Source organism: Mastigocoleus testarum BC008 (genome assembly GCF_001456025.1).
In the GTDB taxonomy this organism is placed as follows: Bacteria; Cyanobacteriota; Cyanobacteriia; order Cyanobacteriales; family Nostocaceae; genus Mastigocoleus; species Mastigocoleus testarum.
This window is the reverse complement of record NZ_LMTZ01000117.1, coordinates 37,223-53,245: the sequence shown is the minus strand read 5'-3', so window position 1 is coordinate 53,245 and position 16,023 is coordinate 37,223. Positions and strand designations below refer to the sequence as shown.

Sequence of the window (16,023 nt, the reverse complement as noted above, 5' to 3'; positions counted from 1 at the left end):
TATATTACAACTCTGCTGTATTTCAGATAAAGAGCTTTGGTTTGAACTGAGTAACTTTTGGAGCAACTTATTGTTCTCGGTAGTTATGTATTTATAAAATAAAATGGATAAGGTTTTACTGATTAATGATAAATCTGAAAGCAAGAGTCTCTTAATTAAATCTTTAGAAGCAGCAGGATTTGAGATTATTAGTGTAGAAAATGGTCTTATTAGTGTTGATTTACCACAAGACAAACTAATTCCTACAGAAGAAAGTAAAAACTCCCATACTCTTAATTCTATATTTCCATCAATTCCGCGACTGTATGAGGTTTTTGAGTTCATCGAATTAAATTATCATCAACCAATAAAATTAAAAGAAGTAGCTCAAGCTGTTGGTTATTCCTCCGCTTACTTGACCGACTTAGTTCGACGTATGACAGGGAAAACAGTAAATGACTGGATTGTAGAGCGTCGGATAGTAGAAGCGAGGCGCTTACTCTTGGAAACTGAGGATTCTATTGAAAAAATTGCTGTAAAAGTAGGCTATAAGAATCTCAATCATTTTTACTGCCAGTTTCGTGATTTTTATCATAAAACTCCCGGTAGTTGGAGAAAACAACAGCTTTTAAAACAAGAATAGAATATAGAATTCAATAAAATACAAGTAAATTTCTTGTATTAGTTTTCTATTATATAGATACTAATAAAGTGGTAATTGTATCAACTAAAATATCTCATTTCAATTAATTGGAAGGAAATTTATTTAACCTTAACTGAGTGAAATAAAATGTAACTAAGCAAAATTAATGAGTTGTATAACTTAGTAGTATTTATAATGCAAAAATTATCGATTATGGTTTAATTCACTGTAATTAACATATAAAAATATGAGAATAGTCTAAAAATAATTAATGTTTTTCTATAAAAATCGAAAAAGAGTTAATTGTCGAACCTAATTTTTCAATATATTATTTATTTCATATAGAGGGAATAAAAGGTTCGTCCAAAGGTTTGAGTATCTCCCAGCGAATAAATGTATAAGTTAATGTACAAGCAGGAATTAACTTGAAAGTTCTAATAGATTGAAATTTTTAATAATTTCATAGAGCTTCTCCGCAGATTTTTGTTGGTATAACCTGTATTTATGTTTGAAAACCATACATTTGATTTTTGAAAATATCGTAGCTATAGCTACGCTACCTACAGAACGGAACTGCTATTTACGGGTCAGGTAGGCGTTTATAATTTCTGTTTAGTTTTTTGGTGGACCTTCCTACCCTTGTGGGGTGGCTGTGACAACTTATATCTTTGTTAAGTCTAAAAAATGTGATCCGTTAAGGTTTCCCTATTTTACACGAGTAATTATGACTAAGCTAAGTTTTTACAACATAAAAATAACTGGATTTCCATAGGGCAATATTTATGGATTTCTCTGATATTTCTAAAAGTTTATAGGACTCTTCTCACATCTATTTTGATTTTGTTTGTGACCTTCTTCCAGTATTTCAAGCTTCTCCTGATGATTACTTTTTAATTCACGAGATTAGAAATCCGAACAAGCAAAGAAAAAATGATAGCTATCAGGAAAATCTAAGGTAGCAAAGGGATAGTAACACAATAGTTAATTTTTCGATTATTTGTTTACAAATTTCCTATTCAAATTAAATCTCTCAGTCGTTTATCAGAGGGTAAAAATACATGGATGCTAATGTTGATTACAAGACTGAAAACGTTGCTTTATGTAGAATTCCAAAAGCAGAAGAACTTAAAAAATGTTCCACTATTGGACGCTTACTTAACGAATTACAAATAATACTGCAAACAGAATTAGAACAAAATCCAGCTTCTGAAGCAACTACAGACTTCAAAAAAAATTTGGAAATTCTGGAAAAAGCATATAAAGAAGAGATACCCAAAATTGTTGATGATTATCAAAAAGAATATCCGTCTTTCATTAGAGAAAAATTACCTAAGGCGGAAGAACAATACAAAAAACTAGTCAACTGGTCTGATGATGTTGACAATCCTGGAGATAAGTACCGCAAAGCCATAACACAGTTAAGAGATAAATTCTACAATCATGTAGAAGATTGTCTTAAGGTAGAATGGGATAATGCCAGGAAAGAATTTAAAAATGGCAAATGTTGTCGCGACCAAGCTTTAGAACTCAAAAAGATAACTGAGCAAGAATTTGAGCATTATAAAAAGTTTAAGGAAACAGTAATTCATTACTTTAAACAGCTTGACGATATATATAAGAAGGCAGAAGTACTTCTTGATATAGAAAACTATAAAGCTTTATATGCTTACCGCTTGGAATTTTATTCTATTTTGCACGAAGTCAGACAACTGAAAAAAAATGAAACAAAGAGACCAGCGCAAAGTTCAACTATGGTCAAAGACCATGAATGGCTCAAAAGCGTACTGACGGGATGTCTACGAAATTATTGTTTAGCAACATATGAATATTTTTATTGGCATAATAACTGGATTGAACTTATAGAACAAGAAAAGAAAGCCGCACAAAACTATCAAAACTTTAAGGATAGCCGAATGAATAAATTTATTCGAGAGGCACAGGATGTTACATTACTTTCTGACGAAGAAGGTTGTTACGATGAGCCTTATCCAAACCCTAAGAACACTGCTACTTTTGAAGCTGATAAATATTAAGGAAAATTCAAAAGAACCTATTTCAGTTATATGTTTAGGGATTTAGATGATAGCCTGAAAAGACTTCTCGAAGTGGAATTGTTCGGAGTTCTATCAGATTCGGTAACAGTGGTATTCGATACGCCTGATGACAAATTTAACCCTCCGAACCAGCGAACAGTTGATTTCTTTCTTTATGATGTACGGGAAAATCGAGATTTACGCAGTAATGAGCGGCTCTTAGAGCGACAAAGTAACGGTATTCTTCGTAAAAATTTAGCTCCCGTACGAGTTGACTGTTCTTATATGGTGACAGCTTGGTCAGGTAATACTGAGAGTGAGCATAGTTTATTAGGTGAAGTGATGAAAGTGCTGCTACGTTATCCGACTCTTCCAGATACCATCTTAGTTGGAAGCTTAGCAGGGCAAGAGCCATCATTACCAACCAGTACTTTACAGCCAGCTAGGTTACAAAGCTTAGGAGAATTTTGGCAAGCTCTGGGAGGTAAACCTAAAGCAGCATTACATTATACTGTGACTATCAGTGTAGATCCATTCACCCCTGTAGAATTACCACTTGTGACAGAGCAGCAAATTCTTATCAGGTCAAATTTACAGGAAGGTTAGTCAATGCTGCGTTGGGAAAGAATTCGACATCGAGTTGCGATCGCAGGACAGGTCACTGATGCCCAGACCAACAAAGCGATCGCAGGGGTAGAGGTCGCGATAACCAAAGGACCAGAAGCTTTTATGGGTTGGCTAAGAATTCGAGCTTCACAGTATGGAGACGAATGGGAAAAGATGCTAGAGCGCCCTGACCGAACCAGAACTGCTTATGACGGTCACTTCCACTTTTTGGATCTCCCTGAAGGTGAATATCGTTTGCATGCATTCTTTCACAATGCTTCTAGGCGTTACGGTACGGCTTTTCTCGATCTCCGAGTTTCTCAAGCTCCAGAAGATGAGAACATTATTACTGTAGCTGATTTGACACTGACACCCACTTGCTTAAAAGGTCAGATACTTGATGATGATGATGACCCTATTGTCTTAGCTGAAGTCCGACTGAAGTACAGTCAAGAAAGTACTTTTAGTAATCAAGAGGGTCAATACTTATTGAATGCGATAGAGGCAGCAGAAAAATTTGAGCGCACAATAATAATCTCTGCACAAGGTTACCAAACGACTTCTCAGACTGTAGTATTTAATGAAGCTGGAATAGAGGAAAATTTGAACTTTATTTTGACAAAAAAATCAAATAATCTTTAGCTTTTTGAAATAAATCAACAGATGGGGTATTAATCCTCACTGGTAGCGAAATTAAATGAATAATTTTGCCTCTACTGCCACTTAAAAATAAGGAGTAAAAATAATGCCCGTTTATCAAACGCCAGGAGTATACGTTGAGGAGGTATCCTCTGGAAGTAAACCAATTGCTGGTGTAGGTACTAGCACTGCTGGTTTTATTGGCTATGTATCTGACATTGTCACAATGCCAGAAAGACCAGGGACTTTGCCAACAGAATTTTATCCTCTACCGCCAGTCAATGAACCACAATTAATCAGTAATTGGGAAAGATTTAAAACTACTTTTGGTGATTTTCAGGATGGGAACTCAACTTTAGCTCACGCCGTGTTTGGCTTTTTTAACAATGGTGGTACTCAATGTTGGGTGACTCGAATCAATAATGATGAAATCAATAATTTAGAAACTGTTCAGTCTGCCTTAGATAGTTTCAAACCTATTGATGAAATTGCCATTGTAGTCATACCTGGTGCTGTAGATGATGCTGTTCAGACTGCTGTACTGGATCATTGTAAAGACACATATCTGCAAGACCGCTTTGCAATTTTAGATGGTCGTTATGAAGGAGTAAGTAATAGTAATCTCACTAAAGAAGCCATTCAAGGAGGTATTAGAGATGATAGCTATGGCGCTATTTACTTTCCCCGGATTCAAGTTTTTGACCCAATTACTAGAGAAAATATTTACGTTCCTCCCAGCGGTCACATTGCTGGAATCTATTCCCGAGTGGACACTGAGCGTGGGGTACACAAAGCACCAGCGAATGAAGTAATTAGGGGTGCATTAGGAGTTGAAGTTGTTATCAATAAAGCAGAACAAGCAGGGCTAAACCCAGAAGGTATCAATATTATTCGCAAATTTGATGGCAATATTACTGTTTGGGGTGCCCGAACTCTGGCAAGTAAAGAGGAGCCTGAATGGACATATATCAATGTCCGCCGCCTATTTCTTTACCTACGGGAATCGATTGACGAAGGTACTCAATGGGCGGTGTTTGAACCTAATGACACTAAACTTTGGGCAAAAATCAGGCGCAATGTTTCTGCTTTCTTGACCAATGTCTGGCGAGATGGGGCTTTATTTGGTGATACCACAGCAGAAGCTTTTTATGTCAAATGTGATGAAGAAACTAATCCCCCCGAAGTTCGTGATTTGGGTCAGGTAGTAACAGAAATCGGTGTCGCAGTTGTCAAACCAGCAGAGTTTGTCATCTTCCGCATAACTCAATGGTCAGGACCAGAAAATAATCAATAAGCTTATTTATTCGCAATAAATTGTTTAGCCCAATAAAAGGTTGCTTATGTATAGCTCCCTAGGTCTCTATAAAGAATATATTTGTCCACAGCCTGCAGTGGAACTGGATACTGGTGTACCTGCCTTTATTGGGATATGCAATTCCCGAAACCTTCAAGGCGAAGAGATTCCTGTAAATCAGCCCCAAAAGTTACTATGGTCTGAGTTCGGAGAGTTTTTTACCAAACCGCTATCCAATAGCTATCTAGCTTATGCAGTACGTGGTTTTTTCCAGAATGGAGGTCGTTTGTGTTATGTGATTCGTCTTAAAAACGCTACCCTACAGGCGCTAGAGGAAGGATTAGCTGCATTGGAATTTCTAGATACCATTGATTTGGTGTGTGCCCCAGATATTATGGGCTTACCCCCAGTAAAAACTGACCCTGAGCAAGTAGGAATCATGCAGTCTGCTGTGCTGAAACATTGCAGTGATCTAGGTGATCGCTTTGCAATCTTGGACTCTTTACCCAGGGCTAACCTTCAAAAAGTTCAGGAACAACGGCGGAATTTGACTGGAAGTTATGGTGCTTTATACTACCCTTGGGTTCGAATATCCAATGGTCCACAGCAAAATGCTGATTTTATTCCACCCTGCGGTCATGTTGCTGGTGTATATGCCCGTTGTGACGATCTGATTGGCATTCATAAAGTACCAGCAAATGAAATCCTGGAGGGAGTGCTTGAACTGGAATTCAACCTAAATAATGACGAACAGGGGGAACTCGATCCTATAGGTGTGAACTTTCTGCGGGTATTTCCTGGACGCGGGATTCGTATCTGGGGAGCCAAAACACTCAGTTCTGAACAGCAATGGCTTTATATTAATGTGCGGCGACTGTTTCTAACCCTAGGACGTTGGCTTGAGCGGGAAATGGCAGACACTGTATTTGAACCTAACAACTCAATACTATGGGCGAGTATTCGTCGCGAATTGACATTTTATTTTAATCGTTTGTTTGCAAAAGGTGCATTAAAAGGGAATTCACCCTCAGAAGCCTTTTACATCAAGTGTGATGAAGAAACTAACCCTCCTGAAATTAGAGATACCGGAAAGGTTGTTGCGGAAATAGGTTTAGCACCAGCGGTTCCAAGTGAGTTTATTGTTGTTCGTATCCTACAAGACCCTAGTGGTGTTGCAATTGGAGATTCTACTAGAACTATACTGTTGCCAAGTACAAAACTATAAATTTTATACCTTAATACACTTTAATACACTTTAAGGAGATTCAATTATGGTAGTTGGAGTTCGCAAAGATCCATACCGTGCATATAACTTTTTAGTCGAAATTGATGGTATTACTCGTGCTGGCTTTCGGGAGTGTTCGGGACTCGATTCAGCCCAAGACCCAATTGAATATCGTGAAGGTAATGAAAAATATCTCACTGTTCGTAAGTTGACTGGTTTGGTTAAATATTCGAATATTTCCTTAAAGTATGGCGTTACCGACGATGTAGAAATTTGGGATTGGCGTACGAAAGCTGTAGAAGGTCAGGTCGAACGCAAAAACGGTTCAATTGTACTTTTGGATGACTTAGGTCAAGAAAAGATGCGTTGGAATTTTCGCGAAGGTTGGCCAACTAAATGGACAGGTACTAGTTTTAATGCTACAGGTAATGAAGTAGCAATTGAGACTTTAGAAATTGCTCATGAGGGGATATCTAAAGGCTAATGCTACAAACTGAATTTCCTTTCACTCTACCCCGTGGTTATGTAGATGGTGAAGGTAATCTCCATCGGGAAGGGGTTATGCGCTTGGCAACTGCCTACGATGAAATTGCCCCTATGAAAGACCCGCGCTGCAATTCTAATCCTGCTTACCTAGTTGTAATAATTTTCTCTCGGGTAATTACTCGCTTGGGAACCCTAGACCAAGTTAACCCTAAAGTCATTGAAGGACTATTTGCTACAGATTTAGCTTTCTTACAAGACTTCTACCGTCGAATTAATGAAGATGGGACACCACATATTAAAACGGTTTGTCCAAAATGTGGGCAAGAACACGAGATAGAGGTAATTGCCTCGGGGGAAGTATAGTAGGCTACCCTTTAGAAAAGATACATGAAGAGGTAGCCTTTATTGCCTATCATTTTCCCTGGTCTCATGACGAAATTATGAACATGGAACATCGCGATCGCAAAATTTGGTGCGAGGAAATTTCCAAGATTAATCGTAAGTTAAATAGCAATACACAAAGCTAATAAATTTAGGTTGTTACAAGATTTAGGTCATTGAAAAAACGATGCTTCCCTATAAAGCCTTCAATTTTTTAATAGAGATTAGGAGTTTAGTTGTCGCTAGTTTTTCTGAAGTCTCTGGATTGCAGGCAGAAACTGAAACTGAGGAATACCACGAAGGAGGTCGTAATAGTTTTGTACATAAGCTGCCAAAGGTAACTAAGTATCCAAATCTTGTTCTTAGCCGTGGAATTACGAACTCAACCGAGCTTTGGCAGTGGCATCAAAATGTCATTATTGGGCAAATTCAGCGACAAAATGGTTCAGTAATTTTACTTGACGATACTTGCAATGAAAAGTGGCGCTGGAATTTTACTGGTGCTTATCCAGTGAAATGGGTTGGACCCGATTTGAAAGGTGATAGCAATGCAGTTGCGGTGGAGACGCTAGAGCTAGCTCACAATGGTTTATACAAAGCTTGATGAATAAAGCTTGATGAAAATAAAGCTTGAAAAATGAAACGCACCCAACCATATATTCCCAAAGCTGGAAAATTAGCACTCCAAATTCAACAATTGCGTTCCTTTGGATTAAGCAATTTTGATTTCAGCCAACGGATTGCTAGTAAATATAGTGGCTTAAAACTAGGTAAATTTCCATTAGTAACCTTAATTCTGCTTCACAAAGCTAGCAGTGAAAGTAATATATTTAACGTAAACCAGTTCTTAAAGAAGGAGGTAATTCATAGTCTACATTCCACAACTCAGCTAGAGTTAAAATTGAATTTTCTTTTCTTCTGGAATACAGCAGTACAAAAAACGCTGAGGAGAGAGAGTAACAATCAACCTCAAAATTTGCAAAAAGAGTTATTAACTTTCTCTAAGAGTAGTTCAATTTTAATTACCAAAGCATCGCAATTACAAAACCATCAGCAAACCAGTATGGGACTGAAATTGCAACAGCGATGGTTGAACCAAAATATTTTATTATTGCGATTACAGAATCTCAAAACAATACCTTTATCTTTTTTACCAGAGCGACAGTTTAGAAGTGACTCACGAACTAAGTTAGTCATTCAGGAATTACCCAGGGAAAAGGTAATTAGGATAATTGGGACGGAGGTTAGCGAGCTAGCACAGCGTACCGTAGGTGTAGATAGCACAGCTACAGGTATTGATTTACCTCAAGAAAATAGCAATCTCAAACCATTAGAAATTTCTAATGAGCAGTTAAGTTCTATAATTGATGACTCTTTGGATTCAAATACGGAGTTTAGTAGCGATTTTTCTAAGGACGATTCAATTCTGATTACCAGAACATCGCAATTAAAAAGCAATCAGCCATTAAATATGGGACTGAAGCTACAACAGCAATGGTTGAACCAAAATGTTTTGTTATTGCGATTATCGCAGAATTTCAAAACGATACCTTTATCTTTCCCAGAGCGACAGGTTGGGAAGAACTGGCGATCGCAGTTAATTATTGATGATAACTCTTTGGGTTCAAATACAGAATTTGTTCGCGATCTAGTAGTAGAATCCCCATACAAATTCTTGAGGAAACCTTTTCACACAACTCTTCAACAAAGATTACAGAACAAGAAAGATAAAAATCATGAGAGTTTCAGAGTACAAAAACTTGGGCGAAAATTTGTTAGTCAAGTAGTTTTTTCACTTCCTCACTTTTTTACTTTCTTACTTCCGAGAAATCTACCACTTGTATCATCGAAAATCAGTACTCTAGATATCCTAACTTTCTTATCACCTAAACAAAAATTTAAATTGCTGCCAAATAACCCAATTCAATTAGCACTATCTAATCTTTACCCAAATCAATCAGTTTCATCTGGTTTTGATTCTGAACTTGTAAATTTAATCTTCAAACAAAATGAAAAAGAAGTAGTAAATTTATCAGACAGAAATTTACTAGATGAAAATATTAATAAATCTTGGTTCCCAGATTTTCAAACCAGACTGAAGAAAACTCAAACATCGCTGCTAATTTATTCGGTAAATATGAGTCAGACAATATCAACCTTTGAACGTAGGTTTAATTTTATCCACAAGCAGCAAAATAATGAGAAAAAATCGACTTTAGACTTAAGGAAAAAAGATTTAAGGAAAACAGTTATTGACTTACATGATGATTTCCAACCCCATCATATTCGCACGAAAAGATTGAAGCAAATCCCAACTAACAAGCTTGGTTCCACTTATGAAGGACTTATTTTCCAGAATACGGTAGCAAATAAACAATCTGAACAAAAGGATAGTAAATTCTCTAAAACAAGTGCAATGGAATTTGCTCAATCCAAAGCAATGACTACACCTGTTTCTTCTAATCAAGAGAATCAAGTAGTTAGAAAAAATGCCTGGGAACAACACAAAAAAACTGATTTTGACCTATCTAATATCGATGTAAATGGACTTGCAGATCGGGTATTTCAGGTAATTGAGCGAAAACTCAAAATAGAACGTCAAAGGAGAGGACTTTTGTAAGTTCAATATTTTTAAGTTCAATATTTTTAAGTCCAATATTTTTTAAATTCAATATTGGAATAACGTTAAAAGGAAGGTAAAAATGGCTTTAGAAAAGGCTTTTATTCTGGCAGGAAATGGAGATTTGAGCAGAAAAGAAATCGAGGTTTTATTTAATCCAACTGAATATTCTCTGGAGACAAGCAATCAATTTCAACGTACCGCAGTTCCTGGGACTGCTACACCTGCTACTCAATTTGTCAATGGTAACACTCAAACCTTAACAATGGATCTATTTTTCGATTCTTATGAAAGAGGAGAAGACGTTAGAAGCTACACAACACAAGTCACATCATTATTAGATATAGATCCAATTCTCCATGCTCCTCCAATTTGTGAATTTCGTTGGGGTTCTCTTTCTTTTAGAGCAACTTTAGAACAAGTCAATCAAACATTCACTTTATTCTTGGAATCAGGAGTTCCAGTTAGAGCAACTCTGAGTGTTACTTTCAAAGAATATAAAACTCTGAGTGAGCAGATACAAGGGGTGCGTAAAGAATCTAGCGCTGACACCAAAAGAATTATTCCCAAACAAGGCGATTCTCTATGGATGATCGCGAATAAAGAATATAAAGACTCAAGTTTGTGGCGTCTAATAGCTAACGCCAATAAAATCAGCAACCCCCGTCTTTTAACAGTTGCTCAAGAACTTATTGTTCCAGTTTTAAAATAATATTATGGATATTGTAGCTCTAGAGCAAAAATATCACAATTTATATGCTCCTACTTTTGAGATTTTAGTTGAAGGACAGGATATTCTCAAAGCAGGAGTGGAAGTAATCAGTGTAAATGTTGACAACACTTTAGATGGTGCTGATACTTTTTCTTTTATTATTTTTAATGCTTTTAATCCCATTACTAGGGAAATAAACTCTTTTGTTGAAAATGTATTAGTTTTTGACGCGGAAGTTGAAATTAAACTTGGTTACGCGAATGAAATAAAAACGATTATATTTGGCATAATTACTGCAGTCAAGATAGATTTCCTTTCTGGTGGTAACCCTGAGATAGAGGTCAGTGGTTTTGACATTTCCTATCGAATGATGAAAGAAAAAAAACCACGCTCTTGGAAGAATAAAAAAGACCATGAAGTTGTAGAAGAGATAGCAAATTATTATCAACTTCAGATTTATTCTAGTGATCCATATCCATTTCCTAATGATGAAAAAACTATAGATGATACAGAAGTTGAATATGAACAAATTGTAAAACAAGAAAAAGAAAATGATTTTGAATTTTTAACGCGATTAGCTGAAAGAAATTTTTATGAATTTTTCGTTTTTAAGAAAACACTTTTTTTTCGAAAACCAATATATAAATCACAACCAATTGTGACTTTAGAATGGCAGGTAAGTCTTATTAATTTTTCTCCAGATCTTAACATTGCTGAGCGGGTTTTCCAAATAGATGTTATTGGACAAAATACTACAGATGACAAGAAAAATATTACAGCGACAGCAAAGATTTTTAATGATGAGATTAAAAAAATTTTTCTTCATAAAATCATTAGTCATATTACAGGAGAACAATCGACCGAACAAATTATCAAGGAACAGGTTAAACAACCTGTATCATCAGAAGAACATGCTAAAAACTTAGCAAAATCTATTTTATTAAAAAAACATGAAGATGTACTCAAGGGGAGTGGAGAATCTATCGGTGTTCCCGATATTTTAGCTGGTACAAATATTGAGCTAAAAGGTTTGGGAAGCAAGTTTAGTAATACTTATTATATTGAAAAAACAAATCATAGTCTTAGTAGTTCGGGTTATAAAACAACTTTTGATGTCAAACGAGTACCCAATGAGGACGACATAATAGTTACTTCAGAAACAACACCATTATCATGAAGGATTTACGTAATTGCTTTTTTCTCCAATCACAAGACAAAACTAATGGAGCTTCGATTCGAGGAGTAGCTCTCGCAACTGTTACAAATATCTCAGAAATAAGTAATGGAAAAGTCAAAGTAAAATTTCAATGGAGAAAGTATAAAGGTGAAATTAATCAAGACCAAAATGATGAAATTACAGCGCGAATAATTACGAGTGATAAGGGTAGTACTCCTTCCGTAGATGTTCATGATGTAGTATTAATTGCTTTTGAACAAGGTAGCTTTGAATATCCTTTTATCATTGGTTTTGTTTACCCTCCCCTTAAAGATACGGAGTCATAAAATATCGAGGTAATTGTAAGTAAGAAGTAATGAGTAATTAGTAGTAAGAGATAAAAATGGCTAAAGAGTTTTTAGGAATCGGTTGGAAGTTTCCGGTAAAGGTGGACAATTCCACTGGGAAAATCTTGATATCGGAATATGAAGAAAATATTCGAGAATCAATCTGGATTATTCTTGCAACTAGTAAAGGTGAGCGAGCTATGCAACCTGATTTTGGTTGTGAAATTCATAATTTTATTTTTGCAACTCTGAGTATGACTACTTTAGGGTTAGTAGAATCAAGCGTACGAGAAGCTTTAATTCGTTGGGAACCCAGAATTGATTTGAATGAAATTAAAGTTATTCCAATTCCAAAAACTCCAGGAAACTTGAAAATTAATATCAATTATCGAGTTCGCAAAACAAATAATGCATTCAATTTAGTTTACCCATTCTATCTTCAAGGAGGATAATGATTAAGTAAAAAGTTAGAATATTATAATTAAAGTTCAAATTTAAAAGCTCAAACTAAAAACTAAAAATTCAGGGATAAAATATAAATTTTAATAACAATAATGATTGTGATTTTTTGAATAGTAAAAAAATGCGAGCACCACCAAAAATTAACACAATAAAATTTGCAAATATACTACAAGAAATCCGGAATTTAATTCCTTACTATACTCCGGAATGGTTAGTTGCTGATGATAATACTCCAGATTCAGCACTACTTAAAATCTTTGCTCATATGATTACAGGTACTCTTGAGCAGTTAAACCAAGTTCCAGAGAAAAATTTCATTGCTTTTCTGGATATACTTGGCGTTCAATTATTACCTGCTCAACAGTCTCGGGTACCCGTAACATTTTATCTCAGTCAAGGCACTGTTAAAACTATTTTGATCCCAGCAAAAACTTCGGTTTCTGCTCAATCTGCTCAAGGTGGTGACTCCATTAATTTTGAGACTGAAAGGAATATTTTAGCAACTCCTGCTCAACTGGTTGATGCTTATAGCTTTAAGAAAATGGAGGATAGTGTTTTCTCTATACCTCCATATTTTTTGGCGAAAGGAAGGTTAAATCCCGTATCTACTAAGTTAATATCTAATGTCCGGGAAGGAGATACTAGTTTATTTTTAGAAAATACTTTAGAAATTAAGCCAGGGGACATTCTTGAATTTCAAAAATTCTCGAATAATGAGTATGTAGAAGTAGATAATATTTCTGGGAAAAAAGTTACTCTTAAGGATAAACTTATTAATTCCTATAGGACAATAAATACTAGAGTTGAAAAAGTCATAAATTTTGAACTATTTACAGGAAAGAATAAACAAGAACATATTTTGTATCTGGGACATTTGGATATTTTTAATATTACCGCTAGTGTTCGCGTAACTCTAGAAATATCTAACGCACCAGAACAGCTTGTGAATTCTGAATTTGTTCAATGGGAATATTGGGGAGAAAGTCAAGAGACTAAAATTTTAGGATGGTATTCTTTTGATGATTATGAAATCGTAGATAACAATATTACTTTTATTAAAAACAATAATGATGAAATTAAAGAAAAGGAAGTTAACAAAGTAAAAAGCCGATGGATTCGCTGTGTGATTATTGATAGTACAGAAAGTGAAAGTTTAGAAATAAATAAATTAGATACTATTGAAATAGATACTATCAAAGTAACAGCAACACCTTTAGAAATAAGTGATACAACTGCAGGTGTTCCTCTCAATAAGGCATTTTACAATGATGTTCCGATTGATGCTAGCCAAGAGTTTTATCCTTTTGGTAAACAGCCCCGACAGTTGGATACTTTTTACTTTGCGAACCAAGAAGCATTTTCCAAAAAAGGTGTTACTCTGACTTTACAATTTCAAATCAAACAACCAGAAGAAGACCACAGCAATGAAATTCAAGATCCTATCCTTTCTTGGGAATATTGGAATGGAAGTAGCTGGGATAAGATTATATTTCAAGGAGATGTCTCTCAAGGAGAAACCGATGCAACAATTATTAACTTAACTCAGCAAGATGGAAGTTTTGTTGAATTATCTTTTATTTGTCCGGAAGATATCGAAAAAACAACAATTAATGGCGAATTACAATATTGGTTACGGGTACGTTTAATCAATGGTACTTATGGAAGAGAAGTAGTACAAATTAATTCTGAAAATAACGAAAATATTACTGAGTATAGATTTAATGCTCCTCTACTTGAGGATTTTACTATTACTTACGTACCGGAAGCTAGCCTTTTGGATTATTGTTTAACTTTTAATAATTTACAGTATCAAGATAAAACTGAAGAAAGCAAAACAACTGATATTACATTTAAACCTTTTGAGTCTCTTGAAGTATTACATCAATCTCTTTATCTTGGCTTTGATGCTCCTCCATTAAAAGGACCAATTAGTATTTTCTTTTCATTAGAGATACAAGCTTATACTAAGAAAAATAGACCACAACTTAATTGGGAATATTACAGCAGGAGACAAGGTAAAGGTGAGTGGGTACCTTTAGAAGTTCAAGATCTAACCAACGGTTTAACTCGAAGTGGGACAGTTGAATTTATTGGTTCTTCTGATTTTGCCCAAATATCACGCTTTGGTCAATTACTTTACTGGATTCGGGTTGTTGATGTAGAGGACAAATTTAAGCCAGAAAAGAAAATTAATAGTAACAAAAATAATAGACAAGACAATGCTGTAAATTTTGCTCCTGCTCCCAAAATTAAGGGTATCGATTTAAACACAACATGGGCTTCCCAAATAGAGACGATTAATAATGAAATTCTTGGTTCTAGCGACGGTAGAGCAGACCAAACTTTTACTTTTTCTAAGTCTCCTGTAATTTCTGAAGAACTTTGGGTAAATGAGTTTAATGCTCTTTCCAGCGAAGAGCAAAAAAATCTTTCCCGTCAGCGCAAGATTAGAGTTAGGGAAGTTAAAGATAACCGAGGAGATATCCAAGAATTTTGGGTGAGATGGGAACCTAAACAGGAATTACTCGAATCTGACCAAAATGACCGTCATTATCAAGTTGACCGAACTTTTGGACAAATTAAGTTTGGTAATGGTACACAGGGAGCAATACCCCCGATAGGTGCAAATAATATTATCGCCAATTATCAATTAGGAGGTGGAACAAAGGGTAATATTGGACGCTTTGAAATCAATGCTTTGAAAAGCTCGATCGCTTATGTGGATAGTGTTACTAATCCCGAACCTGGAGAGGGGGGTACGGATACCGAGTTACTAGAAAAAGCTTTACAACGCGGTCCACAAATATTGAAACATCGCAACCGTGCTGTAACAGTAAGTGATTTTGAATATTTAACTCGTCAAGCTTCTCGCAGTATTTCCCGAGTCAAGTGTCTACCAAATTTTAATGATCAAGGAAACTATGAACTTGGTTGGGTAACCCTGATTGTTGTTCCCAACAGTAGTGAACTTCAACCTAAACCTTCATTACTGCTAAGACAGCAAGTTGAGAGATATTTACAAAAACATACTGCAAATGTTGTTACTTCACCCAAACATCTGCGAGTCAGCGGTCCGATTTATTTTGAGGTGGTAATTGAGACGGTACTGATCGCAGATGATATTGAAGCTATATCCAATGTAAAACTTAGAGCGATGGAAATCCTTAATGCTTTTCTCCATCCCTTGACCGGTGGATACTCTAACCAAGGATGGGAATTTGGACGTTTACCTTGTTTATCTGATTTTTATGCTTTATTAGGATCTATTCCCGGTTTAGATCGTGTCGAATCTTTGATTACTAATATTACAGATGATGAAGTTAATTTACCTGCTTATACATTAGTTTCTAGCGGTCAACATCTAATTAGCGTTAAAGCAAAAAATATTTCAGAATCTAATATTTCAGAATTTACAGTTAATTAAGCAATCAACGGAAAAT

At 35.6% G+C, this 16,023-nt stretch carries 16 protein-coding genes; all 16 read left to right on the top strand.

Annotated elements, in window-relative coordinates; genetic code table 11:
* Positions 1-103: 103 nt before the first annotated feature.
* The 16 genes from BC008_RS29580 (at position 104) to BC008_RS29510 (ending at position 16,007) form a co-directional block, all read left to right on the top strand.
* Positions 104-622, top strand: a complete 519-nt coding sequence (locus BC008_RS29580; protein ID WP_027841916.1) for a helix-turn-helix domain-containing protein — start codon at positions 104-106, stop codon at positions 620-622.
* A gap of 1,058 nt (positions 623-1,680) precedes the next feature.
* The gene (locus BC008_RS29575) at positions 1,681-2,655 is read left to right on the top strand and encodes a hypothetical protein (RefSeq protein WP_027841917.1); all 975 of its coding nucleotides are present in this window, start codon (positions 1,681-1,683) and stop codon (positions 2,653-2,655) included.
* Between the two features lie 30 nt (positions 2,656-2,685).
* Positions 2,686-3,261, top strand: coding sequence for a DUF4255 domain-containing protein (locus BC008_RS29570; protein ID WP_027841918.1), 576 nt, complete (start codon positions 2,686-2,688; stop codon positions 3,259-3,261).
* Positions 3,262-3,264: 3 nt separating this feature from the next.
* Positions 3,265-3,903 (top strand): carboxypeptidase regulatory-like domain-containing protein, encoded by a 639-nt coding sequence (locus tag BC008_RS29565; protein ID WP_058184124.1) that lies wholly within the window; start codon positions 3,265-3,267, stop codon positions 3,901-3,903.
* 103 nt (positions 3,904-4,006) lie between these two features.
* Complete coding sequence (locus tag BC008_RS29560; protein ID WP_027841919.1) at positions 4,007-5,194, top strand: phage tail sheath family protein; 1,188 nt, start codon at positions 4,007-4,009, stop codon at positions 5,192-5,194.
* Between the two features lie 46 nt (positions 5,195-5,240).
* Positions 5,241-6,419, top strand: a complete 1,179-nt coding sequence (locus tag BC008_RS29555; protein WP_027841920.1) for a phage tail sheath family protein — start codon at positions 5,241-5,243, stop codon at positions 6,417-6,419.
* 46 nt (positions 6,420-6,465) lie between these two features.
* A complete protein-coding gene (locus BC008_RS29550; RefSeq protein ID WP_027841921.1) occupies positions 6,466-6,903 on the top strand; it encodes a phage tail protein in 438 nt (145 codons plus the stop codon).
* Complete coding sequence (locus BC008_RS29545; protein WP_027841922.1) at positions 6,903-7,268, top strand: hypothetical protein; 366 nt, start codon at positions 6,903-6,905, stop codon at positions 7,266-7,268. The genes BC008_RS29550 and BC008_RS29545 overlap by 1 nt, the downstream gene beginning before the upstream one ends.
* Entirely contained in the window at positions 7,220-7,432 is a 213-nt protein-coding gene (locus BC008_RS52510; RefSeq protein WP_072207787.1) for a DUF6760 family protein, read from the top strand. Before BC008_RS29545 ends, BC008_RS52510 begins: the two co-directional genes overlap by 49 nt.
* Before the next feature lie 41 nt (positions 7,433-7,473).
* Entirely contained in the window at positions 7,474-7,890 is a 417-nt protein-coding gene (locus tag BC008_RS29540) for a phage tail protein (protein ID WP_027841923.1), read from the top strand.
* Positions 7,891-7,923: 33 nt separating this feature from the next.
* Positions 7,924-9,906: a hypothetical protein gene (locus BC008_RS29535; RefSeq protein WP_027841924.1), complete on the top strand. Its 1,983-nt coding sequence runs from the start codon at positions 7,924-7,926 to the stop codon at positions 9,904-9,906.
* An 82-nt stretch (positions 9,907-9,988) separates the two neighbouring features.
* Positions 9,989-10,618, top strand: coding sequence for a CIS tube protein (locus BC008_RS29530; RefSeq protein ID WP_027841925.1), 630 nt, complete (start codon positions 9,989-9,991; stop codon positions 10,616-10,618).
* Between the two features lie 4 nt (positions 10,619-10,622).
* Positions 10,623-11,795: a phage late control D family protein gene (locus tag BC008_RS29525; protein WP_027841926.1), complete on the top strand. Its 1,173-nt coding sequence runs from the start codon at positions 10,623-10,625 to the stop codon at positions 11,793-11,795.
* Positions 11,792-12,121, top strand: coding sequence for a hypothetical protein (locus BC008_RS29520; RefSeq protein WP_027841927.1), 330 nt, complete (start codon positions 11,792-11,794; stop codon positions 12,119-12,121). The genes BC008_RS29525 and BC008_RS29520 overlap by 4 nt, the downstream gene beginning before the upstream one ends.
* A 56-nt stretch (positions 12,122-12,177) precedes the next feature.
* Positions 12,178-12,573 carry a GPW/gp25 family protein gene (locus tag BC008_RS29515; protein WP_027841928.1) on the top strand — a complete coding sequence of 132 codons (396 nt, stop codon included), beginning with the start codon at positions 12,178-12,180 and terminating at the stop codon, positions 12,571-12,573.
* 131 nt (positions 12,574-12,704) lie between these two features.
* On the top strand, positions 12,705-16,007 hold the full coding sequence (locus tag BC008_RS29510; protein WP_027841929.1) for a putative baseplate assembly protein: 3,303 nt from the start codon (positions 12,705-12,707) through the stop codon (positions 16,005-16,007).
* Positions 16,008-16,023 lie beyond the last annotated feature (16 nt).